The organism is Sphingobium sp. AntQ-1, assembly GCF_028538045.1.
Taxonomy (GTDB): Bacteria; Pseudomonadota; Alphaproteobacteria; order Sphingomonadales; family Sphingomonadaceae; genus Sphingobium; species Sphingobium cupriresistens.
Window position 1 is genome coordinate 2,842,375 of record NZ_CP117158.1, and the last position, 24,733, is coordinate 2,867,107.

Genomic DNA, 24,733 nt, shown 5'->3' on the forward strand with positions numbered 1-24,733 from the left:
GAGGTGCGAGGTGAGAAAAAGGCCGCTGCTAAGCCCGATGTTCAACCGGCTGGAAATCCCGCACCCGCTTCATGGCGGCGGCGCGCGCCGCACCGCTCATGCTACGCCAATGGACGATCTCCTCTATCGTCCGGCCGCATCCGGTGCAGCTTTTCCGCTCCCGGTCCAGCGCACAGAGGTTTCGGCACGGCGTTTCCATCACATGAAGCTGTAGGGATCGACGTCCACCGCGACGCGCGTCCCCGATTTCCACGCCAGATTGCCCAGCCATTCGCGGATCGCCGTCTGGACATCCACCGATCTCGTCGCATGGATCAGCAGCCGATGGCGATGGCGCCCGCGCAGGACGGACAGCGGCGCAGGCGCAGGGCCATAGACGCGCATCCCCTCGATCACCGGGGCCGACTTGCCGATCAGCCGCGCGGTCTGCGCGGCGTCGTCCGCATTTTCGCTGGAAATGATGATCGCGGCGAAGCGGCCGAACGGGGGCGCGTTGGCGCGCCGCCTGTTCTCCGTCTCGACCGCGTAGAAGCGTTCGGTATCGCCCTCGATCAGCGATTCGATCACCTCGCTGGTAGGCATCCGGGTTTGAATGAAGACCTTGCCCGGCTTCTCGCCGCGCCCGGCGCGCCCCGCGACCTGCACGATCTGCTGGAAGATCCGCTCCGCCGCGCGTAGGTCGCCGCCCTCCAGCCCCAGATCCGCGTCGATCACGCCGACCAGCGTCAGATTGGGGAAATGATAGCCTTTGGTGACGAGTTGCGTGCCGACGATGATGTCGATGTCGCCGGCCTCCACCGACTTGACGAAATCGGCGACGCGGGCTGAGGAGGATAGCGTATCGGACGTGGCGATGGCGGTGCGCGCCTGCGGCCACAGCGCCTTCACCTCGTCGGCGATCCGCTCGACGCCGGGGCCGCAGGCGACCAGGCTATCCTCCTCCTTGCAATCGGGGCAGCGGCGCGGGGCGGGGATCACATGGCCGCAATGATGACAGGCGAGGCGGTGGGTCAGCCGATGTTCGACCATCCAGGCGGTGCAATTGGGGCATTGGAAGCGATAGCCGCAATGACGGCAGAGCGTCAGCGGCGCATAGCCGCGCCGGTTCAGGAAGAGCAGGCTCTGCTCGCCCTTGGCCATCACCTCGTCGATCGCCTTGACCAGAGGCGGGGCGATCCAGCGGCCGCGTTCGGGCGGGTCGGTCAGCAGGTTGATGCCCTCGATCGCGGGCATCACCGCCCCGCCATAGCGCGCAGGCAGCTTGATCTCCGCATAGCGGCCCAGTTCAACCTGGTGGCGCGTCTCGATCGCGGGAGTGGCGGACGCAAGGATGACCGGGAATTTCTCGATCAACCCGCGCATCACCGCCACGTCGCGGGCATGATAATGAACGCCGTCCTCCTGCTTGAAGCTGGCCTCGTGCGCCTCGTCCACGACGATGAGGCCGAGATTGGGATAGGGCAGGAACAGCGCCGATCGCGCGCCCACCACCACCTGCGCCTGTCCGCTGGCGATGGCGCGCCACGCCCGCCGCCGCTCGCTTTGGCGCAGGCCGCTATGCCAGTTGACCGGTATGGTGCCGAACCGCTTCTCGAACCGCTCCAGAAAGGGTTCGGTCAGAGCGATTTCGGGCAGCAGCACCAGCACCTGTCGATTCGCCCTGATGGCCGCCGCGATCGCCTCGAAATAGACCTCGGTCTTGCCGGACCCGGTGACGCCGTCCAGTAGGAAAGGCGCGAAATCTTGGCGCAGCACCGCGTCCGCCATGGTCGTCGCGGCACTGGTCTGCGCTTCCGACAGCACGGGCTGCGCATGGCCGGGGTCGGGCATGGGGAAGGGGGTGTCGATGCTCACCTCCACCGGCTCGAAAATATCCTGCTTGATGAGGCCGCGGATAACCGCGTCGCTCACCCCGCCGATCATCGCCAGTTCGCGGATCAGCCCCTGCCGTTCGCCGATCCGCTCCAGCGCCTGCGCGCGCTGCTCGGTCATCCGTTCGGGCACGGCCCCAGTGGCGCGATATTCGATCACCGTCCGCGTGCCCTCCAGCGCCGCCATGGACGACAGCGCCATGCGCAGCACGGCGGCGGGGGGGCTGAGATAATAGTCCGCGGTCCATTCGATCAGCCGGCGCAGCGTTTCGGGCAGCGGCGGGGCGTCCACCACCTCCAGCAGATTGCGCAGCCGATTGTCGCCGACCGTCTCGATGTCCGGGAAGCTGTCCTCCTCCCACACCACGCCGATCAACTGGCGCGGCCCCAGCGGCGCGATGACGATGCTGCCGGGCGTGACGGTCATGCCATGGGGCACGCGATAGTCGAGCGGCCCCAGGGCGGCGTTGAGAATGAGGACACGGGCGCGCGAAGACATGGGCCATCCTTAGCGCGCCGGGCGCGGCTGGCAAATCGTCACAGCCGCCAACTGAGTGTCAGCCAAGGAATATGGGCGACCGTATCGGGCCGTCCGTCGCGAAAATTCTGCTGGCGCATATAGAGCAGTTGCGCGTCCACCATGCCAGTGATCGGATGGCGCAGGCCGATCTGATTACGCATCGTCGCCAGCCCGGTCTGGTCGCTCGGCCGCGCGCGGTTGAGGTGGAAGAAGATTTCGGTCGCCGCGATCACGGTCCATCGCTTCGCTCGGTCGATCGGCGCCGCCGCCTGCACCCGCTGGCGCAACCGCCAACTGGCTTCATCCGCCGTGCTAAAGAAACGCTGCTCGATCCGGGTGCGGCTTATCCAGATGCCGCTGGTCCACGTCGCCTGTTGGAACAGGCGCATTTCCTGATCCACCTCGCTGCGCAGATAGGCGATGCCGCCGCCCAGCTGCAGCGCGGGGGTAATCCTGTGGTCGATCGCGACGCGGGCGAGAAACTGTTCGCCGCCGCTCTGGCCGTCGGATCGGATACGCTGGCTTGAATCGATGGTGACGATATTTGTGTCGCCGGCGTGCAGGATCGCCTGCTCGGTAATCCATGCCTGTGTTTCTTCGGTCGCGGCCCCCGCCGGCGATGCGCCCCATAGAGCCATCGGAATCGTCAGCAGACGGGCGTCGCGCTTCATATTGGGTCCTTTGAAAAGGTGCGTCGGCCTTAGTCGCGCGGGGCAGGGGATGCAATTCATGCCGTCACCATGGCGAATCCGACCGCCAGCGGTTAAAGGAGCGCGATTCGCCCTATCCCGGAGTGCCCCATGAAATTCTTCGTCGACACCGCCGACACCGCCGAAATCCGCGAACTGGCCGCCACCGGCTTGCTCGACGGCGTCACCACCAACCCCTCGCTGATCCACAAGTCGGGCCGCAAGTTCCTGGAAGTGGTCGAGGAAATCTGCGGCATCGTGGATGGCCCGGTGTCCGCCGAAGTCGTCGCGCTCGACCATGAGACGATGATGAAGGAAGCCACCGTGCTGCGGAAGATCGCCGACAATGTGTGCATCAAGGTGCCGCTGACGATCGACGGCCTCAAAACCTGCAAGGCGCTGACCGACGACGGCGCGCTGGTCAATGTCACGCTCTGCTTCTCGGCCAATCAGGCGCTGCTGGCGGCGAAGGCCGGCGCCAGCTTCATATCGCCCTTCGTCGGCCGTCATGACGATAACGGCTTCGACGGCATGGCGTTGATCCAGGATATCCGCCTGATCTACGACAATTACGGCTTCGACACCGAAATTCTGGTCGCCAGCGTCCGCCACCCGATCCATGTGCTGGAAAGCGCCCGTATCGGCGCCGACGTGATGACCGCGCCGCCCGCCGTCATCAAGCTGCTGTCCAAGCATGTGCTGACCGACAAGGGCCTCGAAGGCTTCGCCGCCGACTGGGCCAAGACCGGCCAGACGATCCTGTGACTTTTCCGGGCCGGGCGCAGGAACCTGCGCTCGACCCGTTTATTCTCCTTGAATAAAAGGAGAAAAGCGATGTTCGTCGCGGTCTATTGGTGGCGGGTCCATCCCGGCAAGGAGGATCAGTTTCGCGCCGCCTGGAGGCGCGGGACCGACCTGATCCGGGAAAAATATGGCAGCTATGGCTCCCGTCTGCATCGGGACGCCGATGGTCGGTTCGTCGGCTATGCCGAATGGCCCGACGAGGCGACGTGGCGGGAGGCGTTCGAACAGAAAATGGTTTATGACGATGCCGCGACGCGCGCTGCCTTCGTCGATGCGATTGCGCAGGTGCCTCCCGATGCCGATCCCATCTTCACCATGACGGTGCTCGATGACCTGCTGGAGCGTTCGCAATGAGGATGGGCGCTATGAAGACGGGCGCAAGCAAGAAGGAGAGGCGCGATGAGAGACCCTGACAAGCCGGATTTCGGATTTCTCGGCTTCGCTTTCATTCTGACGCTGTTGGGTCTGGCGATGCTGATCTTGAACTTCTGACAGCGCTCGTCGTTGGTGACCCCGGCTGGATTCGAACCAGCGACCATTCGCTTAGAAGGCGAATGCTCTATCCAACTGAGCTACGGGGCCGCGCGCGTGTCGCGATAGCGGGCGTTGCGCCAGCTTGCAATCACCTGACCACGCGATATGCAGGTGCGCATGAGCGACGGGGCGGTTCACAAGGTCGATGCAGGGGCGCTAGGTGCGCGGCCGCTGCGCTATTACGACTTCTTCATGGCGGCCTTCGTCGCGATCCTGCTCCTCTCAAACCTGATCGGCGCGGCCAAGCTGTCGACGCTGGGCGGCTTCACCTTTGGCGCCGGCATCCTATTCTTCCCCCTGGGCTATGTCATCGGCGATGTCCTGACGGAAGTCTATGGCTATGCTCGTGCCCGCCGCTGCGTGTGGGCGGGGTTCGGCGCGATGCTGTTCATGGCGCTGATGAGCTGGGTGGTGGTCGCGCTGCCGCCTGCGGACGGCTGGCCCGACCAGAAAGCTTATGAGGCGGTGTTCGGTAGCACTTGGCGCATCGTCTTCGCCTCGCTCATCGCCTTCTGGGCGGGCGAACTGGCCAACAGCTTCGTCCTCGCCCGCATGAAAATACTGACGCAGGGGCGGCATTTGTGGATGCGCACGATCGGCTCCACCGTCATCGGCCAGGGCGCGGACAGCCTGCTCTTCTACCCGCTCGCCTTCTGGGGCGACTGGAGCAATGCCCAGGTGCTGACGGTGATGGTCACCAACTGGGCGATGAAGGTCGGCTGGGAAGCGTTGCTGACGCCGGTCACCTATCTGGCGGTCAACGGCCTCAAGCGCCGCGAAGGGCTGGACGTCTATGACAGCGGCACCGACTTCACGCCGTTCCGCACCCGTCTCTGACAATTTTATGACCGCGCGGTGGCGTAACCACCTGTTTACCATTTTCCGTGCAAGAGCGGACGATGAGCAGGCAGTCGCACCGGCAGTTCACCGGACCATTTTCAGCCAAATCTTCCCCCGCACCGGCTCAGCGCATCGCGCGGGACGGAGCGATCGCCGCAGCCCTCGCGCTGGCGCAGCGTCGTTTCGAGGCGACCTTTCTCCATGCGCCGGTCGGCATCGCCCATGTCGGGCTGGACGGTCGCTTTTTGCTGGTCAATCCGCGCTTTTGCGAGATCAGCGGCCATGACGCGGAAACGCTGATTCGCACCGGATTTCAGCAGATCACCCATCCAGACGATCTGAACGCCGACGAAGCGCTGCTGGCGCGGCTCAATGCGGGCGAATTGCCGCGTTACGCGATGGAAAAACGCTATATCCGCGCCGACGGAACGATCATCTGGATCAACCTGACCGTCGCGATGGTGCGTGACGATGCCGACCAGCCCGAACTTTACGTGGCGGTGATCGAGGATATGTCGGACCTGCGCCAGGCCAGTTTCGAAGCGGTGCATGATCCGCTGACCGGCCTGCTCAACCGCCGCGGCTTCGCCTGTCGGGCCAAGGATGTGCTGGCCCATGCGGCCCATGCACGGCTTGGCGCCAGCCTGCTGTTCCTTGATCTCGATGGCTTCAAGCAGTTGAATGACGGGCAGGGCCATGCCGCGGGCGATGCCTGCCTGGTCGATATCGCCCAATTGCTCAAGGCGCAGGCCGATGCGGGCGATGTCGTCGCGCGCATCGGCGGCGACGAATTTCTGGTCCTTTTGGCCGACCGGGATGCACAGGCGGTCCGGGCTTTTGGCGAAGATGCGCGCCTGGCGCTCGCCGCCTATGGCATGGGCATCAGCGGCAGCTTCGGCCTGGTCACTGCCGACACGCCCGATCCGGCCGATCTCGACCGGCTGATCGCCTGCGCCGACGATGCGATGCGCGCCGCCAAGCGCGCCGGCAAGAATCAGGTTTGCGCCGCCGCCTTCATCTGACGGCGGCGCCGGGGTAGACCGCCTGCACGAAATACAGCCCGTCCGGCGGCGCGTTGAGGCCAAGCGCCGCGCGATCCCTGGCCTCCAGCGCGGCGCGTAGATCGTCCGCACGCCATCGACCCATGCCGACCATCGCCAGACACCCCACCATCGATCGAACCTGATGATGCAGGAAGGAGCGCGCCGCCGCGTGGATCGCGATGCGGTCGCCGTCACGCTCGACATCCAGCCGGTCGAGCGACTTGACCGGGCTTTGCGCCTGGCAATGGGCCGACCGGAAGGTGGTGAAGTCGTGCCGCCCGACCAGCAGCTGCGCCGCATCCTGCATCGCTGGGACATCAAGCGGCTGGATCACCCGCCACGCCAGCCCCCGCTCGAAGGTCAGCGGTGCGCGGCGATTGGCGATGCGATAGATATAGGATCGCCCGATACAGGAAAAACGGGCATGCCAGTCGTCCGCGACCGGCTCACACGCCACGATGGAGACGGGGGCTGGTCGCATCCGGGCGTTGATCGCTTCCATCAGGCGGAAGGGCGCGATGGCCTTGTCGATCTCCGCATGGGCGCGCATGGCCAGGCCGTGGACGCCAGCATCGGTGCGCCCGGCGGCATGGACCACGGCGCGCTCGCGGGTCACGGCGAAGATCGCATCCTCGATCGTCTGCTGCACGCTGGGGCCATGGGCCTGACGCTGCCAGCCCATGAAGGGGCGGCCGTCAAATTCGACGGTGAAGGCGAAACGGGTCATATCCGGGCTGCGTCCCGCCTATCCATCCACCCGGCTCCCGGCCGGCATCTCATAACCGCGCAGCAATTCGCCAGGCGACATCGCCGCCTTGCCAGCGCGCTGGATCAGCGTCGGGCGGATCGCGTCATGGCCGCAACCGATCAGCAGGCTATCGTCCAGCAGTTCGCCTGCCGGTCCGCCATGATGTTCGACATGGGCGGCCAGGATGCGAAAGCGTTCGCCGCGATATTCGAAGAAGGCGCCGGGGAAGGGATTGAAGGCGCGCACCTGCCGTTCGACCTGATGCGCCGAATGGCCGAAATCGATCCGCGCCTCCGCCTTGTCGATCTTCGACGCATAGATGACCCCGTCTTCCGGTTGAGCGAGGGGGGGGTGCTGCGCGATATCGTCCAGCACCTCGACCATCAGCGCCGCACCTGCCTGCGCTAGTTCGGTGGTCAGTTGGCCTGCGGTCTTGTCCTCGATCGGCGTGACATGCTTGGCGCGCATCGGCCCGGTGTCCAGGCCCGCCTTCATGTCCATGATCGTGACGCCGGTGACATTGTCGCCCGACAGGATCGCCCGCTGGATCGGCGCCGCGCCGCGCCAGCGCGGCAGCAGTGAGGCGTGGATGTTCATGCAGCCATGGCGCGGCGCATCCAGCACGGCGCGCGGCAGGATCAGGCCATAGGCCGCGACCACCGCTACATCGGCGTCTAGCGCAGCGAAGGCGGCCTGCACGTCGCCGTCCTTCAGCGAAACCGGCGTGCGCACCTCTATCCCCATGTCCCCGGCGCGGGCGTGGACGGGTGAGGGGCGCAGCGCCTTGCCACGGCCGGCGGGGCGGGGCGGCTGGCTATAGACCGCGACGATGTCATGACCCGCTTTCGCCAGCGCGTCGAGCGCCGGAACGGCGAAATCGGGGGTGCCCATATAGATGATACGCATAGTCTGTGTCCAGTTTCCGCATGGATAGGGCCGGCGCCGCATCCGAAATGCGCGTTAAGGCGCATTTCCAAAGAAGCTGCTCAAACCCCTTGTCTCTCCCGGTTGCAACCCTTTATCTCACGATATGGCTTCACCTGAAATCGAGACGCTGACCCAGGCGCTGTCCCGCCTGCCCGGCCTTGGCCCCCGTTCGGCCCGGCGCGCGGTGCTGCACCTGCTGAAAAAGCGCGAGGGCGCGATGGAGCCGCTGCTGCGCGCGCTGGAGGCGGTGAACGACCGGCTCGTCACCTGCCATGTCTGCGGCAATGTCGATACGATCGATCCCTGCGGCATCTGCGCCGATCCGCGCCGCGACGCCCGCGCCCTGTGCGTGGTGGAGGATGTCTCGGATTTGTGGGCGCTCGACAAATCGCGCCTCTTCCCCGGCCGTTTCCATGTGCTGGGCGGGCGGTTGTCAGCACTGGAAGGGATAAGGCCCGAAGACCTGACTATCGACGCGCTGGTCGCGCGGCTGGAGCCGGGCGGCGTGGACGAAGTCGTGCTGGCGATGAACGCCACGCTGGAGGGGCAGACGACCGCTCATTATCTGGCCGAACGGCTGGAGCGGTTTCCTATCCGCCTGACCCAACTCGCCCATGGCGTGCCGGTCGGCGGCGAACTGGATTATCTGGACGAAGGCACGCTGGCGCAGGCGCTGCGCGCGCGCAGGCCAGTGGGTTAGCGGCTCTGAGTGCGGTGCGATGGCTTGAAATATCGGGCCGTTCCGTCTATGTTCGACACATGGCAATCCTACCGATCCTTGAAGCGCCCGATCCGCGCCTGCGCACCATCTCTACCCCTGTCGATACCATTGACGACGACCTGCAAAGGTTGATCGATGACATGTTCGAGACGATGTATGACGCGCCGGGCATCGGTCTGGCTGCGATTCAGGTCGGCGTGCCCAAGCGGGTGCTGGTGATCGACCTGCAGGAACCAGAATCGGATGCAGAAGACGCCAAGCCGGTCAGGAAGCCGATGGTCTTCATCAATCCGCAGATTCTCAAGGGTTCGGAAGAACTGTCGATTTATCAGGAAGGCTGCCTGTCGGTTCCCGACCAATATGCCGAGGTGGAACGGCCCGCCGTCGTCCGCGCGAGTTGGATGGACCGCGACGGCCGTATCCATGAGGAACAGCTTGAAGGCCTGCTCGCCACATGCCTCCAGCACGAGATGGATCATCTGGAAGGCGTGCTGTTCATCGATCATCTGTCGCGCCTGAAACGCGACATGCTGCTCAAGAAACTGAACAAGGCACGCCGCGCGGCGTAAATCTTTTGACATCGCGATATCGAACCGAATGTCGCTGCGCATATTATTGCTGTATCCAAGGACGTTCTGACTTGGTCAGGGCCGGAGAAAACTATGCGTGCTTGGTTCGAACGCCGCTATCTCGATGTGCTGGGCAGCATATATATCTACAATGAGCATCGCGGATATACCGCCATCGACCGGGTGATCGAATCTGTCGTGAAGCGCTCGCCTGACGATGTTGTCCTCATCGCGCGGCTCCAGGCGCATCGGGCGGACGAGCGCAAACATTATCTCATGTTCCGCCGCTGGTTCGAACGGCGGGGCATCATGCCCTTCGCTGTGGGGCGGACCTTCGGCCATATCGACCGTTTCGTCGAGATCATGTTCGGCACGCCGATAGCCCGGCTCAAGACGCAGGACGTCGTCGAAAGCGACAGGCTGTTCGCGCGCCTGTGCCGGGTCATCGCGCTGACCGAAAGGCGGGGATATGTGCAGGTGGAAACCCTGCTCACCAACCGGATCATCCTGTCGGACCCGATTCTGACGCGCATCTTCAGCATCATTCGCAAGGACGAACCCAGCCATTGGGCGCCCTATGAAGATTGGCTCGATGCCTACGCGCAACGCGGGCCAATATGGTGGGAGCGTATCGTCGACCATGTCGTGCATGCCGAACTTCTATTCTTGAAGCTGCCCTTTTTGTTTCTCAATCCATGGGCCAGACCCCGTGGCCGCTGGCCAGACGAGGCAGACCGGAACGCCATGTCGGGCGATGGCTTGCACAATGCGCCAGTCCCAGGCGGTCCTGCATAAACGTCCGTGCCGGATGACGATCGCAACTGACAAAAACCGCTCCAAATATCGTTGGAGAGGTTTTCGTTTGAACCACGACAGGTGCGTTGCGGGGCCTATCCGATCCCGTCGGTATCCAGCGCATAGCCCGCCGACCGCACCGTGCGGATGATGTCCTGATATTGGCCATCGCCATTGATCGCCTTGCGCAGGCGGCGGATATGGACATCGACCGTGCGTAGCTCGATATCGCTGTCCTGGCCCCACACGCTGTCGAGCAGTCGTTCGCGGGAGAAGACCCAGCCGGGATGCTCCAGGAAATGCTTGAGCAGGCGGAACTCGGTGGGGCCGAGCGGGATCACCTGGCCGCTGCGGCGGACCTTGTGGCCGACCGTGTCCATCTCCACGTCGGAGAAGGTAAGCGTCTCGCCCGCCAGGGCCGGGCGCACGCGGCGCAGCACCGCGCCGACGCGCGCCACCAGTTCGCGGGGGCTGAACGGCTTGGTCACATAATCGTCCGCGCCGGTTTCCAGACCCCGGACCCGATCCTCTTCCTCGCCGCGCGCGGTCAGCATGATGATCGGAATGTTCGCGGTGCCGTTCATGCGGCGCAGGCGGCGGCAGACCTCGATCCCCGACAGGCTTTCGACCATCCAGTCGAGCAGCACGATGTCCGGCACATTTTCCTGCGCCATCAGCAACGCCTCTTCGCCGTCGACCGTATGGGCGACTTCGAAATCCTCACGCTTGAAATGCCATATCAGCAGTTCGGCCAGCGCCGCGTCATCCTCGACCAGCAGCATTTTCGCTCGTGCCATGGTCTAGTCCTCCGGCTGCATGTCGGCGCCGCGCTCGCGCTCTGGCAAGGTCTGGCCGGTGGCAGCATAATAGACCATTTCCGCGACGTTGGTCGCATGGTCGCCGATCCGCTCGATATTCTTGGCGATGAACAGCAGGTGCGCGCACTCGCTGATCGTCTTGGGATTCTCGACCATGAAGGTGACGAGCGTGCGGAACACGCTGTTGTAGAAATCGTCGACCACCGTGTCGCGCTCGACCACCGCCAGCGCCAGGTCGGCGTCGCGCGCGGCGAAGGCGTTCAGCGCATCATGCACCATCTCGCCCGCGACCTGCCCCATGGAGGGCAGCAGGGAAATGGGTTCGAGGATGCGGGTGTTGGTCGCGATGAGCGGCACGCGCTTGGCGATATTCTTGGCATAATCGCCGATGCGCTCCACCACGCTGACGATCTTCAATGCCGCGATCACGTCGCGCAGATCATTGGCCATCGGCGCACGGAGCGCAATCACCTGGATCACCAGCTTTTCGACCTCCGCTTCGATCGCGTCGATGCGCTTGTCGCCTTCGACGACATCGGCGGCCAACACTTTGTCCTGCCGTTGCAGCGCCAGCATCGCATTTTCGATCGCCGCTTCCGCGCGCCCGCCCATTTCGGCGATCAGTCCGCGCAGCCGGTCGATTTCCTCGTCAAATGCCTTGATCGTATGTTCAGCCATGATGTCTCTCCCCCGGCTCAGCCGTAGCGGCCGGTGATATAATCCTTGGTCCGCTCCTGGCGCGGATTGGTGAAGATGTCGCTCGTCACGCCATATTCGACCAGGTCGCCCAGATGGAAGAAGGCGGTGCGCTGCGACACGCGCGCGGCCTGCTGCATGTTGTGCGTGACGATGACGATCGCGTAGCGGCCGCGCAGTTCGTGGATCAGTTCCTCGATCTTGGCGGTCGCGATGGGATCGAGCGCGGAACAAGGCTCGTCCATCAAGATCACTTCGGGTTCGACCGCAATGGCGCGGCCGATGCACAGCCGCTGTTGCTGGCCCCCCGACAAAGCGGTGCCGCTGTCGTGCAACCGATCTTTCACTTCCTCCCACAGGCCCGCGCGGCGCAGCGACTTCTCGACGATAACGTCCATGTCCGCCTTGCCCGCGGCCAGGCCGTGGATGCGCGGCCCGTAGGCGATATTCTCGTAGATCGACTTGGGGAAGGGATTGGGCTTCTGGAACACCATGCCCACCCGCGCGCGCAGCTGCACCACGTCCATCGACGGAGCGTAGATATTCTCTCCGTCCAGCGTGATCTCACCTTCCACCCGTGCCGAGGCGACCGTGTCGTTCATGCGATTGAGCGTCCGCAGGAAGGTCGACTTGCCGCATCCCGACGGGCCGATGAAGGCGGTGACATGGTCCATGCCGACGTCGATCGACACGCCCTTGATGGCCTGCTTTTCGCCATAGAAAACCTTGACGTCGCGAGCTGACATCTTGGGGTTGTCGATGGTCAGGTTGATTTGCTCTTCTGTCATGGGTGTCATTACCACCGTGTTTCAAACTTGTTGCGCAGATAGATGGCGAGGCCGTTCATCGCGAGCAGGAAAGCCAGCAGAACGATGATCGCGGCGGAGGTCTTTTCGACAAAGCCCTTGGAAACTTCGTCGGACCAGAGAAATATCTGCACCGGCAGCACGGTCGCAGGATCAGTGATGCCGCCCGGCGGGGTCGCGATGAAGGCGCGCATGCCGATCATCAGCAGCGGCGCGGTTTCGCCCAGCGCGCGGGCCATGCCGATGATCGTGCCGGTCAGGATGCCGGGCAGGGCGAGCGGCAGCACATGCTGGAACACGACCTGCACCGGGCTGGCCCCGATGCCGAGCGCCGCGTCGCGGATGCTGGGCGGCACCGACTTGATGGCATTGCGGCCGGCGATGACAATGACCGGCATCGTCAACAGCGCCAGCGTCATGCCGCCGACCAATGCGGCGGATCGCGGGAGATGCGCCAGGTTCAGGAAGATCGACAGGCCAAGCAGCCCGAAGATGATCGAAGGCACCGCCGCCAGATTGTTGATCGACACTTCGATGATGTCGGTCCACCAGCTTTTGCGGGCATATTCCTCCAGGTAGAGCGCCGTGGCGACGCCGATCGGGAAGCTGAGCACCAGCGTCACGATCATCGTCAGCAGCGATCCCTTGAACGCGCCCCAGATACCGACCTGGGTCGGATCGGTGCCGTCGCTGGCGGTCAGGAAGCTGGTGTTGAAGCCGGTCGACAACACGTCCTGCTGCTTCAGCCGCGCGACCGCGGCCTCCATTTCAGGCGAACCCTGGCCCTTGGCGGCCAGGTCCAGCCCGGTCGAGGCCGGCACGCTAATCGTTTCGGTCCGGCTCAATATCTTGGGATCGGCCTTGATGGCATCGCGGATGCTGATCCAGGCGGTGGGCGACAGCAGTGTGTCGGCGTCCGCGCCCAGCAGCTTTTTGGCGACCGTGTCGGTCACCATCGGCAGATTGGCCTGGTTCAGCGATTCATCGGTGATCGCGGCGGGATCGAGCAACAGCGGCGAGGCCGGGAAGTCGATTTTGAGCGCGATTTCGGTCCGGGTGAAGCCGCGCAGGCCATTGCCCATCATGGTGACGAGCAGGAAGGCCAGGAAGGAGGCGGACAGCAGCACGGCGAACAGGCCGGCATATTTGAAGCGGCGCTCGGCGGCATAGCGCCCTGCGATCCGCTTGCGCATGGCGTCCGACTTCCAGTCGGTCGGGAGCCTTTGCGGGGGCGTGGGGGGGACGCTCATTCGTAAGCCTCGCGATATTTCTTCACGACCCGCAGGGCCACGATGTTGAGCAGCAGGGTGACGATGAACAGCACCAGGCCCAGCGCGAAGGCGGCGAGCGTCTTGGCGCTGTCGAATTCCTGGTCGCCGGTCAGCAACTGGACGATCTGGGTCGTCACCGTCGTCACGCTGGCGAAGGGATTGACGGTCAGGTTCGCGGCGAGGCCCGCGGCCATGACCACGATCATCGTTTCGCCGATCGCGCGGCTGACGGCCAACAGCACGCCGCCGACGACGCCCGGCAGCGCGGCGGGGATCAGCACCTTGCGAATCGTCTCGCTGGTGGTCGCGCCCATCGCCAGGCTGCCGTCGCGCATCGATTGGGGCACGGCGGCGATGCTGTCGTCGGCCATGGACGAGACGAAGGGAATGATCATCACGCCCATGACGAGGCCGGCGGCCAGCGCGCTTTCGGACGAGGCGCCATGTATGCCGATCGCGACGGCGAAGTCACGAAGAGCCGGAGCGATGGTGAGCGCGGCGAAATAGCCATAGACTACCGTCGGCACGCCCGCGAGCATCTCCAGCGTCGGTTTCATCCACTTGCGGACCGTCGGGCTGGCATATTGGGTCAGGTAGATGGCGCTCATCAGGCCCAACGGAATTGCCACGATCATGGCGATGATCGCGCCGATGAAGATGGTGCCCCAGAAGAGCGGCACCGCGCCGAAGGCGTCGTCATTGCCATAACCCATGGCGGCCGATTGCGGCGACCATTTGGTGCCGAACAGGAAGTCGATGGGATTGACCATCGAGAAGAAGCGGAAACTTTCCCACAGCAGGGAGGCGACGATGCCGACCGTCGTGATGATCGCGATCAGCGACGCGATCAGCAGCGACGCCATCACCAGCCGCTCGACGCGCGTGCGCGCCCGGAAATCGGGGCGAATGCGGGTGAAGGCGTAGGCGCCGCCGGCAAAAGCGAGCACCAGCGCCAGCACACCGCCGGCTACGCCATATTTGTTGAGCGCTTGCGCGTACGGCTCGACCAGACCCTGCGACAGGGGGTTGAATGCGCCTGCCTGATCCCCGCTGGCGATCGCCCGCGCCTCGCCAAGGATGGCGGAGCGGGAGAAGCCGTCGAGGGGCAGGCTTTGGGCCGCCGGATCGGCAAGCACGCTTTGCGTGACGAGGCCCGGCACGACATTGGCCCAGACCGCCAGGAAGATGGCGGCCGGGATCAGAGTCCATAGCGCGACATACCAGCCATGATAGCCGGGTAGCGAGTGGACGGCGTCGCGCCGCCCCGTCGCCCGCGCTACGGTCTGGAGCCGCAGGGCGCGGGCGCGAGCACTGACCCAGGCGATCGCGCCCAGGCCCGCCAGCAGCAGGAGGATGGCTGGTCCGGTCATGTCGCCCTTACTTCAGTTGCGAACCGTCAAGGACGGTCAGCGTCTTGACCGTTTCGGCGTTCGCCTTTCGCACGTCTTCGGGCGCTGCGACCATGCCGCGCTTGGTCAGTGGGCCGTCGGGGCTCCAGTTGGCCGCGAAAGCGTTCAGGAAGCCCTGGAGGCCGGGGATGGCCGTCATGTGCGCCTTCTTCACATAGATGTAGAGCGGACGCGCGCCCGGATATTGGCCGGTGGACACGGTCTCATAGGTCGCCTCGACGCCGTTGATCGGCACGTCCTTCAGGCTGTCCTTATTTTCCTCCAGGAAGCTGAAGCCGAATACGCCGACCGCATTGGGATTGGCGCCCAGCTTCTGCACGATCAGATTGTCGTTCTCGCCCGAATCGACATATTTGCCATCTTCGCGAACGCGGGTGCAGGTCGCCTTATATTCGTCCTCATTCTTTTCCTTCAGCGCCTTCATCGCCTCGTCCGACTGGCAGCCCTTTTCCAGGATCAGTTCAGCGAGCGAATCGCGCGTGCCACTGGTGGACGGCGGACCGAACACGGAGATGGCGATCGCGGGCAGGCTGGGGTCCACATCCTTCCAGGTCTGGGCCTTGTTTGGCCCCTTGCCATAAGGATTGGCGGCCAGCGCCTCATAGACGATCTTGGGGGTCAGCTTCAGGCCCGGACCCTGCTTCGATTCGGCAAAGGCCAGGCCGTCGACGCCGATCTGCACTTCGATGATGTCCTTCACGCCATTGGCGGCGCACATGTCGAATTCGGCCTTCTTCATACGGCGCGATGCGTCGGCGATGTCGGGATGCTGCGCGCCAACGCCAGCGCAGAACAGCTTCATGCCGCCGCCGGTGCCGGTTGATTCGATGATCGGCGACTTCATGCCGGCATTGCTCTGCACGAACAGTTCGGCGACCGCGGTGGCGAAGGGATAGACCGTGGAGGAGCCGACCGCGCGGATCTGGTCGCGCGTCTGGCCTGCGCCGCCGCCGGACTGGTCGCCGCAAGCGGCAAGGCTGAGAACGCTCACGGTCGTCGCGGCGAGCAAGGCGAATGTCTTCACGGGAACCTCCAAACAACAGAGCCGCGATTCGCTTGTCGCCGCCCCCCTGGGAAGCGCCCTAGTCGCGGACCATCGCGCCTTTGTGACAGTCAGGTTTCATTTTCATGACATAGCACCCGAAAGCGCCGAAGGGCGCCTTTTCTCGTCGCTTTTATTTGGCGCATCTTCCATCGGCGGGGGCAACAGGACGGTGATGGTGGTGCCCTTGCCCAATGTGCTGGCGATGTCGAAGCGGCCGCGATGCCGCTCGACAATATGTTTGACGATGGCGAGGCCCAGGCCCGTGCCGCCCATCGCCCGGCTGCGCCCCGAATCGACCCGATAGAAACGCTCGGTCAGGCGGGGCAGGTGGTCCGGGCCGATCCCTTCGCCTTCATCGGCGACCGTCAGGCGCGTCATGCTGCTCGGCCCTTCGTTCAGCGTGACGCGAATCGGCGTGCCGGGCCGGCCATATTTGATCGAATTGCCGATCAGATTGTGCAGCAACTGCGAGAGCTGCGCCCGGTCGCCCTGCACGCTGGGCAATTGCGGCGCGATCTCCATCTCTACCTCGCGGCCGCGCTCGCCATGGCTGGAGCGGAAGACGCCGACCACTTCGGCCGCCAGTTCGGACAGGTCGACCAGCGTGTCGGGCGCGCGATATTTCTCCGCCTCGATCCGGCTCAAGGAGATGAGATCGTCGATCAGCCGCTGCATCCGCCGCGCCTCGCCATCCATGATCTTCAGGAAGCGCTGGCGGGTTTCATCATCCTTGCCCAGTTCGGGATCGGCCAGCGTTTCGATGAAGCCCAATATCCCGGCCAGCGGCGTGCGCAGCTCATGGCTGGCATTGGCGACGAAATCGACGCGCATCCGCTCCGCCGCATGAGTGCCACTATGGTCGACCAAGTGAACCAGACGGCGCATGTCGGCGACCTGACCGACCGGCGCGATCCGCATCTGCCAGCGCTGGTCGCGGCTGCCCAGGCCGACCAATTCGACCATCACCGGCTCGGCCAGCGGGGCGGTGCTGGCCAGCCGTTCTGCGGCGGCGGGGTGGCGGATCGCGATGCGCGCATCCTCACCCTCGATATGCGTGCCCAGCAGGCGTTGCGCGGCGCGATTGGCGCGGGCGATGCGGCTGCGCTCGACCAGCATCAGCGGGTCGGAAATGCCTTCCAGCAGGCTGGCGAAATCGGGATGCCCGATCAGGTCGGGCGCTTCCTGCGGGACGGGGGCGGACTGCCGCGTCGCCACGCCCTGCGCGCAGATGAGCAGGACGAGCAGGCCGCCCAATATCGGCAGGGCGATGGTGATGGGCGACGCGCCCAGCAATAATGCGCCTCCGGCGCCAAGCAACAGCATGGCGAGGGAGGCGGTGATTTGCGAAGTTGTCAGTCGATTCATGGTTACCGCGCTGGATTTGTCGCGCAATTGCTGCGATGGCTTATCCCAATAGCGTGCAATCTTTACGCTTTGGCAAGCGTGACGAGCGGATCATGACGATATGAGCGACCCTAGGCCCGAACAGGATAGCCCCGAAGCCCGCGATGACGCGCCATCGCTGGCCGTCCCGTCGCGTCGCCAGTTGCTGATGGGCGGCGCTGCCGCGGCGTCGGCGATCGTGTCGATCCGCCCTGCGCTGGCCAACACCGCTGCGTCGGTGCTCAACTGCACCATCCCGGTGCCCGACCAGAGCCGGGCGGGCAATTTCGTTGCGCCCAACGGCCAATTGGTCCCGGCCGGCACGCCCGGCGCCTATCCGGGGACCGGCCGCAGCTTCACCGGCGAACAGGTCAAGCAGGCGCTGCGCGGCCGTCCGCTGCCCGGCACCGGCTATGAACAGAACCAGGCCTATCTCAACTATATCCGCCGGCTACAGCGCGGAACGAGCGGCTTTACCTGCTACGCTTCGCTGCAAATGCCGCGCTGAACCGATCGTCGCACCCGTAACGGTTTGAACGGATACGGATCGTCCGCGTTGACGACGTCGAACCTGAAATGGTTCGATGTTTGGCGAGGCACAGTCCATGTTTCAGTTCGGCCGCCCTGCGGAGCGTGCTTTTTCGGTGGCGGTCTATCTGTACCAGCCGGGCGATGGCGGTCTGGATCGCGTCGCCATATTACTAGCCAATCATCTGCTTCAGCGCGGCGTGCCGGTCGAATTGTGGATGGCGCGTACCGATGGTCCTGCCGCGCACCTGATTGATCCCGCATTGACCGTGCGGCGCGTGCCCGCGCCCGGCGGCGTCCGTCGTCTTTCCATGATCGCGCAATTTCCCGCGCTCGCCGCGATGGTCCGGCGGCATCGGCCGGATATCCTCTATTCGGCCGGCAACCAGAGCAACATGCTGGTCGCGCTCGCCGCGCTGGGCACCAATACAAGGGCGGTCGGTCGCATCTCCAACCCCATCGTGCGACCCGGCCAGCGCGGTCCCGGCGCCTGGGCCCGGCTGATGCGTTTCCGCAGTATCGCGCGCCTGAGCGACCTCACCATCGTCATGGGCGAGCATGACCGCACCCTGCTGGCGCAAAGCGGCGACGTTCGCCTGCTGCCCCGCCCGACAGTGACGCCCGCGATGGAGTTGGCCCGCGCTTCCCGGACGCCGCGCGGGTCCGGCGATCCCTGGCGGTTGCTGATGGTCGGGCGACTGACCCGGCAGAAGGATCAGGCGACCGCGCTCGCCGCGCTGGCGCGCCTGCGCCATATCGACTGGCGATTGACCATCGCCGGACAGGGGCCGCTTCGTGCGAATCTGGAGCAGCAATGCGCGGCGCTGGGCATTGCCGATCGCGTGGATTTCGCCGGCTATGTCGGCGATCCCGACGCCCTTGCGGCGTTGATGGCCCGCACCGACCTGCTGCTCCAGCCGTCGCGCTGGGAGGGGTTGTGCGCCACGCTGATCGAGGCGCTGGCCTGCGGCGCGGGCGTGGTGGCGACCGACAGCACGCCCAATATCCGCTCGCTTCTGCTGGAGGCCGGCCAGCATCCGGCGGTGCGCGTAGGCGATGCGGCCGCTTTTGCACGGGCCATCGAACGCGCTTTGGCGCATTCGGCGTCGCCTGCGCTGCTGGCTGCGGCGACGCGCGACCATGGCGTCCAGCGCGCGCTCGATCGCTATCTGCGCACGTTCGAGGGTCTGGTCGGCGCCCCTGCGCCGCAATCCGTCCGGTCGCCAGCGATGTCCTGATGCGTTAGGCACTTGGCTACGTCTTTCGCGCTACAGCGACATGGACAGTAGTTTGGGATGCCGGATTTGGACGGAGCGACAGCCTATCGCCGGGACGAGACGGACGCGGTGGCGACCTGCGTCCTCGACGATCTCGTCCTGCTCTACCATCATCGATCGGGCCAGACGCATATGGTCATCAGCCCCGTGCCGGAGATTTTGGCGCGCATGGCCGACGGCGCGCCGGTGAGCGCGCAGGCGATGCACGACCGACTGGCGCGCGACTATGATCTGGAGCCGGTGGACGACGCCGTGGCGGAGATCGGCGCGCATCTCGACGCGCTCGTCGCGCTGGGACTGGTGCGCCCGGCATGAGACACGCCATTACCTTGCGCATCGGTCCGGCGACCTTCCGCATCGGGTCCGCCTGGCGACAGCCGATCGCGGAACTGGGCCGGCTCTATGCCACCTATCCCGATATGGACGGGGCGATCGCCGACTTCACCGTTCGGCTCCAGCCCACCAGTCTGGCGCGGCGCTGGGTGCGGCCATCCATCTTCATCACCGGCGACCATGGCCTGGCGGACGCCGCGCCGATGAGTCTGGCCCACGGCCTGCTGGCGGCCGAAATGGGCATGAACCTGCAAATGGCGCTGGGCTGGCGCCGTCACCTGCTGCTCCATGCGTCGAGCGTGGAGAAGGACGGGCGCGTGCTGGTGATGACCGGAGAATCGGGGTCGGGCAAATCGACGCTGGCGGCTTTGCTGGGGGAGCGCGGCTGGCGCTTCATGGGCGACGAGTTCGCGCTGCTCGACATGGACAGCGGCGCGATCCTGCCTTTTCCGCGACTCGTCAGCCTCAAGAACCGGGCGATAGACGTGGTGACGCAGGCGGTCGGCTTAGCGCGCATGGGACCGCTGCTGGCCGCAACGGCGAAGGGCGACATCCGTCATATGGTGCCGCGCGGGGACGCGGTGGCGCGCATGGGCGAGGGGGGAATGCCCGCTTTGCTGCTGTTCCCCCGTTTCGGCCATGACGCGGCGGTGCGGCCGGTGGGGCAGGGCGAAATCTTCATGCGACTGACCCAGGCATCCACCAATTATGTCGCGCTGGGCGAGCCGGCCTTCACCGCGCTCACCCGCTTCGTCGCCAATGTCCCGGCGCGGGCGATCGATTTCCCCTCCGGCGACGATGCCATCGCCATGGTCGATCGGCTGTGGGAGCAACTGGCATGAGCGCGGCGCTGCTGGTGCGCACGCTGCGCGATCCGGCGTCGGCCGGGACGCTCGACGCGGACGGCTGGAACCGCCTGCTCGCCGCGGCGCGGGCGGAACGGCTGATCGGGACGCTCGCCTATCGGCTGGAGGGTGTCGCCCTGCCAGACGCGGTGCGGCCGATCCTGGACGACGCCCGGCGCGACAGCGGGCGGGAGGCGCAGCAGGCGCTGTGGGAGGCGGATCGGGCGGGGCAGGCGCTGCGTGGCCTCGACGTCAAACTGGTGCTGCTCAAGGGCGCGGCCTATGTGGCGGCGGACCTTCGCGCCGGGCAGGGGCGGTTCATCGGCGATCTCGACATTCTCGTGCCGCGCGACGCCATGCCTGCGGTCGAGCGCGCGCTGATCGCGGCGGGATGGGAATGGGTCAAGGAAGACCCCTATGACGACGCCTATTATCGCCGGTGGATGCATGAACTGCCGCCGATGATTCATGTCGAGCGCGACCGGATGATCGACGTCCATCATACCATATTGCCGCTGACTGCGCGCCAGACCCCGGATGCGGCGGCGATGATCGCCGATGCGCTTCATATAACCAGTGGATTATATATACTTTCGATTGAGGATCGGATCGTCCATTCGGTCGCGCATATGCTGGCCGATGGGGATATGCAGGGCGGGCTGCGCAACTTGTGGGACATATATTGCCTGCTGCCCGATGCCGATCCTATGGCGCTTGCCGCGCGCGCGACGCGCCACGGTCTTGTTCGCCATGTGCGGCAGGCGCAACGACTGGCGGGCGCGATCTATGGTTCGGGCGCGGGCCTGACCCTGTGGGACAAACTGGTGCGCGCGCGATTGCTGGCGCGCGACGGATGGGGCCGGGAAAGCCGCAAACTGCTGGTCTTCGCCTTCTTCGTGCGGTCGCACTGGCTGCGGATGCCGCCGCTGATGCTGGCGCGGCACCTGCTTATCAAATGGCGCAAGGGGCATCGTCCGCAATAAGAGAATGAGTCAGACGCGCGATCAGCCATCGTCCAACATGGCCGCGATCGCCAGCCCCGCCATGTCCGCGACAGCCACCAGTCGATCCGTGGGCGTCCCCGCGCGCGCGTCCGCCGACAGGCCCGACATCACCGTCACCATATAGTCGGCCACGACCGCCGCCTTGTCTGCATGGGTCGGGATCAGGAAGTCGCGCACCCGCTGCGCGCTTGCGGCCTTCCAGTTGCGGGCGCAGCAGGCCGCTTCGGCATCCGCGCCGCGCGCGCCCTCCAGCACCATGCAGCCAGCCGTCTGCGGATCAGCGGCGTAGATATGCGCGGCTTTGCGCAGCAGCGTGCCCAGCGAGGCGGCGGGCGGCGCGCCGGGCGCCAGCAATGCGTCGATCGGCAGGCCGTTACGCGCATAACGGCCCAGCACCTCATCGAACAAGGCGGCCTTGCTGCCGAAGGCGGCATAGAGGCTGGGCGGATTGACGCCCATCGCCTGCGCCAGCGCGGCCACGCCGACCCCGTCATAGCCCTGCGCATGGAACAGCGCCTGTGCCTGATCCAGCGCCGCTTCCCGGTCGAAGGTGCGTGGGCGGCCGCGGCTTTTCGATTTTTCTTTAACGGTCACTACAAAATTCCTTGACCCAATCGATCAGCAATTTATATAGCGATCATTACAAAAATACAAGGAAGACCGACATGACTGATTTCACCTCGAAGAAGGCCCTCGTTCTCGGCGGCAGCCGCGGCATCGGCGCCGCCATCGTACGGCGTTTCGCGGCCGACGGTGCGCAGGTGGCCTTCACCTATGCCGGGTCGCATGACGCCGCGCAGGCGCTGGCCGCAGACTCCGGGGCCAGCGCGATCCGCTCCGACGCGGCCGATCGCCAGGCGGTGATCGATGTCGTCGCAGCGCAGGGACCGCTCGACATATTGGTGGTCAATGCCGGCGCCGCCATTCTGGGCGACCCGCTGGAACAGGATGCCGACGCGATCGACCGGATGATCGACATCAATGTCCGTGCGCCCTATCATGCCGCGGTCGAGGCGGCGCGGCACATGCCCGACGGCGGCCGCATCATCGTCATCGGATCGGTCAATGGCGACCGGATGCCGTTCGAGGGCGGGGCGGCCTATGCGCTGACCAAGTCTGCGTTGCAGGGCATGGCCCGTGGCCTGGCCCGCGATTTCGGCGCGCGCGGCATTACCGTCAACATCATACAGCCCGGCCCGACCGATACCGACATGAACCCGGCGGATGGCCCGATGAGCGGCCTGATGCACGGCTTCATGGCGATCAAGCGCCATGCGACGGGGGAAGAGATTGCCGGCCTGGCCGCTTATCTGGCGGGACCGGAAGCCGGCATCATCACCGGCGCGATGCACACGATCGACGGCGGTTTCGGCGCCTGAGATTCCGCGATCAGACGGCGACGATGCCCGGCGGCCGCAGGTCGTCGGACATCAGCCGCATTTCCGTGGGCGGTTGCGAGGAGAGGGCCGCGACGATCGCCTGGCCCAGGCGGGCGCGGACATAGAGTTTGTCCGCGACATTGGCGACCAGGATAGCGGCCCGGTCGGTGGGCAGGTCAGTGCGATCCATATGCCACAGGATAGGCGCCTCGATATCGGGCGCCTGCCGCTCCGCTTCGGTGACGTCGGACAATATGCGGATCGGCCACCCGTTACGACGCCGATCATCCGATGTGAGGGTGAGATGGCTATAATGACGATAGATGTCGGCGATCATCCATACGCCGGTGGCGTGCACGAAGATGATTCCGTCCGGATCGTCCAATTCACATGCGATCAAGGCCTTGACATAGGGTGCTTTCACTTTGACTGGCAAATGACTTTCGAGAAAGGATCGCGGAAAAATCTGTTCCGCCATCCTTTCTCTTTGATTTACGGCTTCTTCAATATGTCGAGCGCCAAAACCGTCATCGCCTCGCTCGCGGTGGCGATCACCTTGTCGGCTTCCGGCGCCCAGAAAGGACTGTGCAGCGATGGCAGGCTGGCCTGGCCCGTCTGCGCCGCCGCCATCTTTTCGGCCGGCACGCCGCCGACCCAGAAGATGAAGCTGTTGATGCTCTTGTCGGCGCGATAGAAACGGCTGAAATCCTCGCCGCCCATAACCGCGCTCGTCTTGATCACGCGGCCGTCGGGGAAATGGTTTTTGAGCAAACCCGCCATCTGTTCGGCGAATTCGGGCGGGTTGAAGGTGGAGGGGGTGAATTCGTCCTTCACGCTCACCACCGGCATCTTGTCCTCCGACACGCCAGCCGCGATCGCCTCGCCGCGGCTGATCCGCCGTATGCCCTCGATCAGCTTTTCGCGCGTCTCGTCCGAATAGCTGCGGACGGTCAGCAGCAACTTCGCCTCGTCGGGGATGATGTTGTGCTTGGCTCCGGCCTGGAAGCTGCCGACCGTGACGACGGCGGGGTCTTGCGGGTCTTGCTCGCGGCTGACCAGCGTCTGGAGCGAGGTGACGATCCGCGACGCCAGCACGATCGGGTCGCGGGTCGTCTGCGGATAGGCGCCATGACCGCCAAGGCCTTTCACCAAAATATCGACGCTGTCGACATTGGCCAGCGCATAGCCGGGCGTATAGCCGATCTGTCCCGCCGCCATATTGGCAGCGTCGTGGAAGGCGATGGCGTGGGTGGGCTTGGGGAAACGGGTGTAAAGCCCATCCTCCAGCATCATCCGCGCGCCCTTGCCCACTTCCTCGGCGGGTTGCAGGATCATGACCAGCGTGCCCTTCCACACGTCCTTGCGGGCGGCGAGCAACTTGGCGGTCTCGATAAAGGCGGTCATGTGCGTGTCATGGCCGCAGGCATGCATGACGCCGGTCTCGACCCCTTCGGGTGTCTTGGTGCGGACTTTGGACGCGAAGGCGAGGCCCGTCTGTTCGACCACCGGCAGTCCGTCCATGTCGGCGCGGATCAGCAGCGTCGGGCCGGACCCGTTCTTCATCACTGCGACGACGCCGGTGCCGCCGACCTTCTCGGTCACGTCGAACTTGAGCGCCTTCAGGCGCTTGGCGAGTTTGGTCGCGGTGTTGACTTCCTGCAACGACAGTTCGGGATTGGCGTGCAGATCGCGATAAAGCGTCATCAGACCATCCATGTCCTTTGCGACCGCAGCGCCGATGACGCTCTGCGCGGGCGAGGGGGGCGGCGCGGCCGGTGTTGTCTGGGCGGCGGCGATGGACGAAAGGCTGGCGGCGGCCAGAACGGCCGTGAGCGCGTGGCGCATAGTGATAATCTCCCTTGCTGGGCGGAAGCATAA

Annotated in this window: 28 protein-coding genes and 1 tRNA gene; 13 read left to right on the plus strand and 16 right to left on the minus strand. The window is 65.0% G+C overall.

The window, feature by feature from the left end; translation table 11 throughout:
• Nucleotides 1–28: 28 nt before the first annotated feature.
• The 3 genes from sphantq_RS14170 to sphantq_RS14180 are packed head-to-tail and all read right to left on the minus strand — an operon-like array spanning nt 29 to nt 3,062.
• Nucleotides 29–271: a DUF1289 domain-containing protein gene (locus sphantq_RS14170; protein WP_336314429.1), complete on the minus strand. Its 243-nt coding sequence runs from the start codon at nt 269–271 to the stop codon at nt 29–31.
• Nucleotides 199–2,370, minus strand: coding sequence for a primosomal protein N' (locus sphantq_RS14175; RefSeq protein WP_272798788.1), 2,172 nt, complete (start codon nt 2,368–2,370; stop codon nt 199–201). The genes sphantq_RS14170 and sphantq_RS14175 overlap by 73 nt, the downstream gene beginning before the upstream one ends.
• A 38-nt stretch (nt 2,371–2,408) precedes the next feature.
• Nucleotides 2,409–3,062, minus strand: coding sequence for a DUF2490 domain-containing protein (locus sphantq_RS14180; RefSeq protein ID WP_066600740.1), 654 nt, complete (start codon nt 3,060–3,062; stop codon nt 2,409–2,411).
• Between the two features lie 129 nt (nt 3,063–3,191).
• Between sphantq_RS14180 and fsa the strand changes: the two genes are divergently transcribed.
• A complete protein-coding gene (fsa, locus tag sphantq_RS14185; protein ID WP_066600742.1) occupies nt 3,192–3,845 on the plus strand; it encodes a fructose-6-phosphate aldolase in 654 nt (217 codons plus the stop codon).
• A gap of 69 nt (nt 3,846–3,914) precedes the next feature.
• On the plus strand, nt 3,915–4,238 hold the full coding sequence (locus tag sphantq_RS14190; protein ID WP_066600746.1) for an antibiotic biosynthesis monooxygenase family protein: 324 nt from the start codon (nt 3,915–3,917) through the stop codon (nt 4,236–4,238).
• 151 nt (nt 4,239–4,389) lie between these two features.
• Here sphantq_RS14190 and sphantq_RS14195 read toward each other — a convergent pair.
• Nucleotides 4,390–4,466, minus strand: a tRNA-Arg gene (locus sphantq_RS14195).
• A 69-nt stretch (nt 4,467–4,535) separates the two neighbouring features.
• Between sphantq_RS14195 and sphantq_RS14200 the strand changes: the two genes are divergently transcribed.
• The gene (locus tag sphantq_RS14200) at nt 4,536–5,255 is read left to right on the plus strand and encodes a queuosine precursor transporter (RefSeq protein WP_066604973.1); all 720 of its coding nucleotides are present in this window, start codon (nt 4,536–4,538) and stop codon (nt 5,253–5,255) included.
• 62 nt (nt 5,256–5,317) lie between these two features.
• A complete protein-coding gene (locus tag sphantq_RS14205; protein WP_066600748.1) occupies nt 5,318–6,280 on the plus strand; it encodes a GGDEF domain-containing protein in 963 nt (320 codons plus the stop codon).
• Here the strand turns inward: sphantq_RS14205 and truA are convergent.
• Both truA and fmt read right to left on the minus strand, forming a co-directional pair.
• Nucleotides 6,273–7,028: a tRNA pseudouridine(38-40) synthase TruA gene (gene truA, locus sphantq_RS14210; protein WP_272798789.1), complete on the minus strand. Its 756-nt coding sequence runs from the start codon at nt 7,026–7,028 to the stop codon at nt 6,273–6,275. The genes sphantq_RS14205 and truA overlap by 8 nt on opposite strands.
• Nucleotides 7,029–7,046: 18 nt before the next feature.
• Nucleotides 7,047–7,955: a methionyl-tRNA formyltransferase gene (fmt, locus tag sphantq_RS14215; RefSeq protein ID WP_129925327.1), complete on the minus strand. Its 909-nt coding sequence runs from the start codon at nt 7,953–7,955 to the stop codon at nt 7,047–7,049.
• A 124-nt stretch (nt 7,956–8,079) separates the two neighbouring features.
• Between fmt and recR the strand changes: the two genes are divergently transcribed.
• The 3 genes from recR to sphantq_RS14230 all read left to right on the plus strand — a co-directional run bounded on the left by recR (nt 8,080) and on the right by sphantq_RS14230 (nt 10,061).
• Nucleotides 8,080–8,676, plus strand: coding sequence for a recombination mediator RecR (recR, locus tag sphantq_RS14220; RefSeq protein ID WP_066600756.1), 597 nt, complete (start codon nt 8,080–8,082; stop codon nt 8,674–8,676).
• Nucleotides 8,677–8,735: 59 nt separating this feature from the next.
• Nucleotides 8,736–9,266 (plus strand): peptide deformylase, encoded by a 531-nt coding sequence (gene def / locus sphantq_RS14225; RefSeq protein ID WP_272798790.1) that lies wholly within the window; start codon nt 8,736–8,738, stop codon nt 9,264–9,266.
• A gap of 93 nt (nt 9,267–9,359) precedes the next feature.
• Nucleotides 9,360–10,061 carry a ferritin-like domain-containing protein gene (locus sphantq_RS14230; protein ID WP_129925329.1) on the plus strand — a complete coding sequence of 234 codons (702 nt, stop codon included), beginning with the start codon at nt 9,360–9,362 and terminating at the stop codon, nt 10,059–10,061.
• A 95-nt stretch (nt 10,062–10,156) separates the two neighbouring features.
• Here sphantq_RS14230 and phoB read toward each other — a convergent pair whose 3' ends face one another.
• The 7 genes from phoB to sphantq_RS14265 all read right to left on the minus strand — a co-directional run bounded on the left by phoB (nt 10,157) and on the right by sphantq_RS14265 (nt 17,471).
• The gene (phoB, locus tag sphantq_RS14235) at nt 10,157–10,858 is read right to left on the minus strand and encodes a phosphate regulon transcriptional regulator PhoB (protein WP_066600767.1); all 702 of its coding nucleotides are present in this window, start codon (nt 10,856–10,858) and stop codon (nt 10,157–10,159) included.
• A gap of 3 nt (nt 10,859–10,861) precedes the next feature.
• The gene (phoU, locus tag sphantq_RS14240) at nt 10,862–11,557 is read right to left on the minus strand and encodes a phosphate signaling complex protein PhoU (RefSeq protein WP_066600774.1); all 696 of its coding nucleotides are present in this window, start codon (nt 11,555–11,557) and stop codon (nt 10,862–10,864) included.
• A 17-nt stretch (nt 11,558–11,574) separates the two neighbouring features.
• A complete protein-coding gene (pstB, locus tag sphantq_RS14245) occupies nt 11,575–12,363 on the minus strand; it encodes a phosphate ABC transporter ATP-binding protein PstB (RefSeq protein WP_066604976.1) in 789 nt (262 codons plus the stop codon).
• A gap of 8 nt (nt 12,364–12,371) precedes the next feature.
• Complete coding sequence (pstA, locus tag sphantq_RS14250) at nt 12,372–13,631, minus strand: phosphate ABC transporter permease PstA (RefSeq protein WP_272798791.1); 1,260 nt, start codon at nt 13,629–13,631, stop codon at nt 12,372–12,374.
• Nucleotides 13,628–15,022, minus strand: coding sequence for a phosphate ABC transporter permease subunit PstC (gene pstC, locus sphantq_RS14255; RefSeq protein ID WP_066600779.1), 1,395 nt, complete (start codon nt 15,020–15,022; stop codon nt 13,628–13,630). The genes pstA and pstC overlap by 4 nt, the downstream gene beginning before the upstream one ends.
• Nucleotides 15,023–15,029: 7 nt before the next feature.
• The gene (locus sphantq_RS14260; protein ID WP_066600783.1) at nt 15,030–16,085 is read right to left on the minus strand and encodes a substrate-binding domain-containing protein; all 1,056 of its coding nucleotides are present in this window, start codon (nt 16,083–16,085) and stop codon (nt 15,030–15,032) included.
• A 102-nt stretch (nt 16,086–16,187) separates the two neighbouring features.
• The gene (locus sphantq_RS14265) at nt 16,188–17,471 is read right to left on the minus strand and encodes an ATP-binding protein (protein WP_066600785.1); all 1,284 of its coding nucleotides are present in this window, start codon (nt 17,469–17,471) and stop codon (nt 16,188–16,190) included.
• Nucleotides 17,472–17,571: 100 nt separating this feature from the next.
• Between sphantq_RS14265 and sphantq_RS14270 the strand changes: the two genes are divergently transcribed.
• From sphantq_RS14270 to sphantq_RS14290, 5 genes are all read left to right on the plus strand, one after another.
• On the plus strand, nt 17,572–17,997 hold the full coding sequence (locus sphantq_RS14270) for a hypothetical protein (RefSeq protein WP_066600793.1): 426 nt from the start codon (nt 17,572–17,574) through the stop codon (nt 17,995–17,997).
• Nucleotides 17,998–18,094: 97 nt separating this feature from the next.
• Complete coding sequence (locus sphantq_RS14275; protein WP_272798792.1) at nt 18,095–19,255, plus strand: glycosyltransferase; 1,161 nt, start codon at nt 18,095–18,097, stop codon at nt 19,253–19,255.
• Nucleotides 19,256–19,321: 66 nt separating this feature from the next.
• Nucleotides 19,322–19,609 (plus strand): HPr-rel-A system PqqD family peptide chaperone, encoded by a 288-nt coding sequence (locus sphantq_RS14280; RefSeq protein WP_272798793.1) that lies wholly within the window; start codon nt 19,322–19,324, stop codon nt 19,607–19,609.
• Nucleotides 19,606–20,469, plus strand: a complete 864-nt coding sequence (locus sphantq_RS14285; RefSeq protein ID WP_272798794.1) for an HprK-related kinase A — start codon at nt 19,606–19,608, stop codon at nt 20,467–20,469. Before sphantq_RS14280 ends, sphantq_RS14285 begins: the two co-directional genes overlap by 4 nt.
• Complete coding sequence (locus sphantq_RS14290) at nt 20,466–21,455, plus strand: nucleotidyltransferase domain-containing protein (RefSeq protein ID WP_272798795.1); 990 nt, start codon at nt 20,466–20,468, stop codon at nt 21,453–21,455. Before sphantq_RS14285 ends, sphantq_RS14290 begins: the two co-directional genes overlap by 4 nt.
• 21 nt (nt 21,456–21,476) lie before the next feature.
• On the opposite strand, the gene sphantq_RS14295 is transcribed toward sphantq_RS14290, so the two are convergent.
• Nucleotides 21,477–22,070, minus strand: a complete 594-nt coding sequence (locus tag sphantq_RS14295) for a TetR/AcrR family transcriptional regulator (RefSeq protein WP_272798796.1) — start codon at nt 22,068–22,070, stop codon at nt 21,477–21,479.
• Between the two features lie 71 nt (nt 22,071–22,141).
• Between sphantq_RS14295 and bdcA the strand changes: the two genes are divergently transcribed.
• A complete protein-coding gene (gene bdcA, locus sphantq_RS14300) occupies nt 22,142–22,855 on the plus strand; it encodes an SDR family oxidoreductase (RefSeq protein WP_129925337.1) in 714 nt (237 codons plus the stop codon).
• Nucleotides 22,856–22,865: 10 nt separating this feature from the next.
• Here the strand turns inward: bdcA and sphantq_RS14305 are convergent, their stop codons facing one another.
• Together sphantq_RS14305 and sphantq_RS14310 are read right to left on the minus strand one after the other, a co-directional pair.
• Entirely contained in the window at nt 22,866–23,333 is a 468-nt protein-coding gene (locus sphantq_RS14305) for a hypothetical protein (RefSeq protein ID WP_272798797.1), read from the minus strand.
• Between the two features lie 14 nt (nt 23,334–23,347).
• Entirely contained in the window at nt 23,348–24,700 is a 1,353-nt protein-coding gene (locus sphantq_RS14310) for an amidohydrolase (protein WP_129925339.1), read from the minus strand.
• Nucleotides 24,701–24,733 lie beyond the last annotated feature (33 nt).

Coding starts and splice junctions, on each gene's coding strand:
- sphantq_RS14170 (WP_336314429.1), bottom strand. CDS start 271: ATGGCTGGGCAATCTGGCGTGGAAATCGGGGACGCGCGTCGCGGTGGA.
- sphantq_RS14175 (WP_272798788.1), bottom strand. CDS start 2,370: ATGTCTTCGCGCGCCCGTGTCCTCATTCTCAACGCCGCCCTGGGGCCG.
- sphantq_RS14180 (WP_066600740.1), bottom strand. CDS start 3,062: ATGAAGCGCGACGCCCGTCTGCTGACGATTCCGATGGCTCTATGGGGC.
- fsa (WP_066600742.1), top strand. CDS start 3,192: ATGAAATTCTTCGTCGACACCGCCGACACCGCCGAAATCCGCGAACTG.
- sphantq_RS14190 (WP_066600746.1), top strand. CDS start 3,915: ATGTTCGTCGCGGTCTATTGGTGGCGGGTCCATCCCGGCAAGGAGGAT.
- sphantq_RS14200 (WP_066604973.1), top strand. CDS start 4,536: ATGAGCGACGGGGCGGTTCACAAGGTCGATGCAGGGGCGCTAGGTGCG.
- sphantq_RS14205 (WP_066600748.1), top strand. CDS start 5,318: ATGAGCAGGCAGTCGCACCGGCAGTTCACCGGACCATTTTCAGCCAAA.
- truA (WP_272798789.1), bottom strand. CDS start 7,028: ATGACCCGTTTCGCCTTCACCGTCGAATTTGACGGCCGCCCCTTCATG.
- fmt (WP_129925327.1), bottom strand. CDS start 7,955: ATGCGTATCATCTATATGGGCACCCCCGATTTCGCCGTTCCGGCGCTC.
- recR (WP_066600756.1), top strand. CDS start 8,080: ATGGCTTCACCTGAAATCGAGACGCTGACCCAGGCGCTGTCCCGCCTG.
- def (WP_272798790.1), top strand. CDS start 8,736: ATGGCAATCCTACCGATCCTTGAAGCGCCCGATCCGCGCCTGCGCACC.
- sphantq_RS14230 (WP_129925329.1), top strand. CDS start 9,360: ATGCGTGCTTGGTTCGAACGCCGCTATCTCGATGTGCTGGGCAGCATA.
- phoB (WP_066600767.1), bottom strand. CDS start 10,858: ATGGCACGAGCGAAAATGCTGCTGGTCGAGGATGACGCGGCGCTGGCC.
- phoU (WP_066600774.1), bottom strand. CDS start 11,557: ATGGCTGAACATACGATCAAGGCATTTGACGAGGAAATCGACCGGCTG.
- pstB (WP_066604976.1), bottom strand. CDS start 12,363: ATGACAGAAGAGCAAATCAACCTGACCATCGACAACCCCAAGATGTCA.
- pstA (WP_272798791.1), bottom strand. CDS start 13,631: ATGAGCGTCCCCCCCACGCCCCCGCAAAGGCTCCCGACCGACTGGAAG.
- pstC (WP_066600779.1), bottom strand. CDS start 15,022: ATGACCGGACCAGCCATCCTCCTGCTGCTGGCGGGCCTGGGCGCGATC.
- sphantq_RS14265 (WP_066600785.1), bottom strand. CDS start 17,471: ATGAATCGACTGACAACTTCGCAAATCACCGCCTCCCTCGCCATGCTG.
- sphantq_RS14270 (WP_066600793.1), top strand. CDS start 17,572: ATGAGCGACCCTAGGCCCGAACAGGATAGCCCCGAAGCCCGCGATGAC.
- sphantq_RS14275 (WP_272798792.1), top strand. CDS start 18,095: ATGTTTCAGTTCGGCCGCCCTGCGGAGCGTGCTTTTTCGGTGGCGGTC.
- sphantq_RS14285 (WP_272798794.1), top strand. CDS start 19,606: ATGAGACACGCCATTACCTTGCGCATCGGTCCGGCGACCTTCCGCATC.
- sphantq_RS14290 (WP_272798795.1), top strand. CDS start 20,466: ATGAGCGCGGCGCTGCTGGTGCGCACGCTGCGCGATCCGGCGTCGGCC.
- bdcA (WP_129925337.1), top strand. CDS start 22,142: ATGACTGATTTCACCTCGAAGAAGGCCCTCGTTCTCGGCGGCAGCCGC.
- sphantq_RS14305 (WP_272798797.1), bottom strand. CDS start 23,333: ATGGCGGAACAGATTTTTCCGCGATCCTTTCTCGAAAGTCATTTGCCA.
- sphantq_RS14310 (WP_129925339.1), bottom strand. CDS start 24,700: ATGCGCCACGCGCTCACGGCCGTTCTGGCCGCCGCCAGCCTTTCGTCC.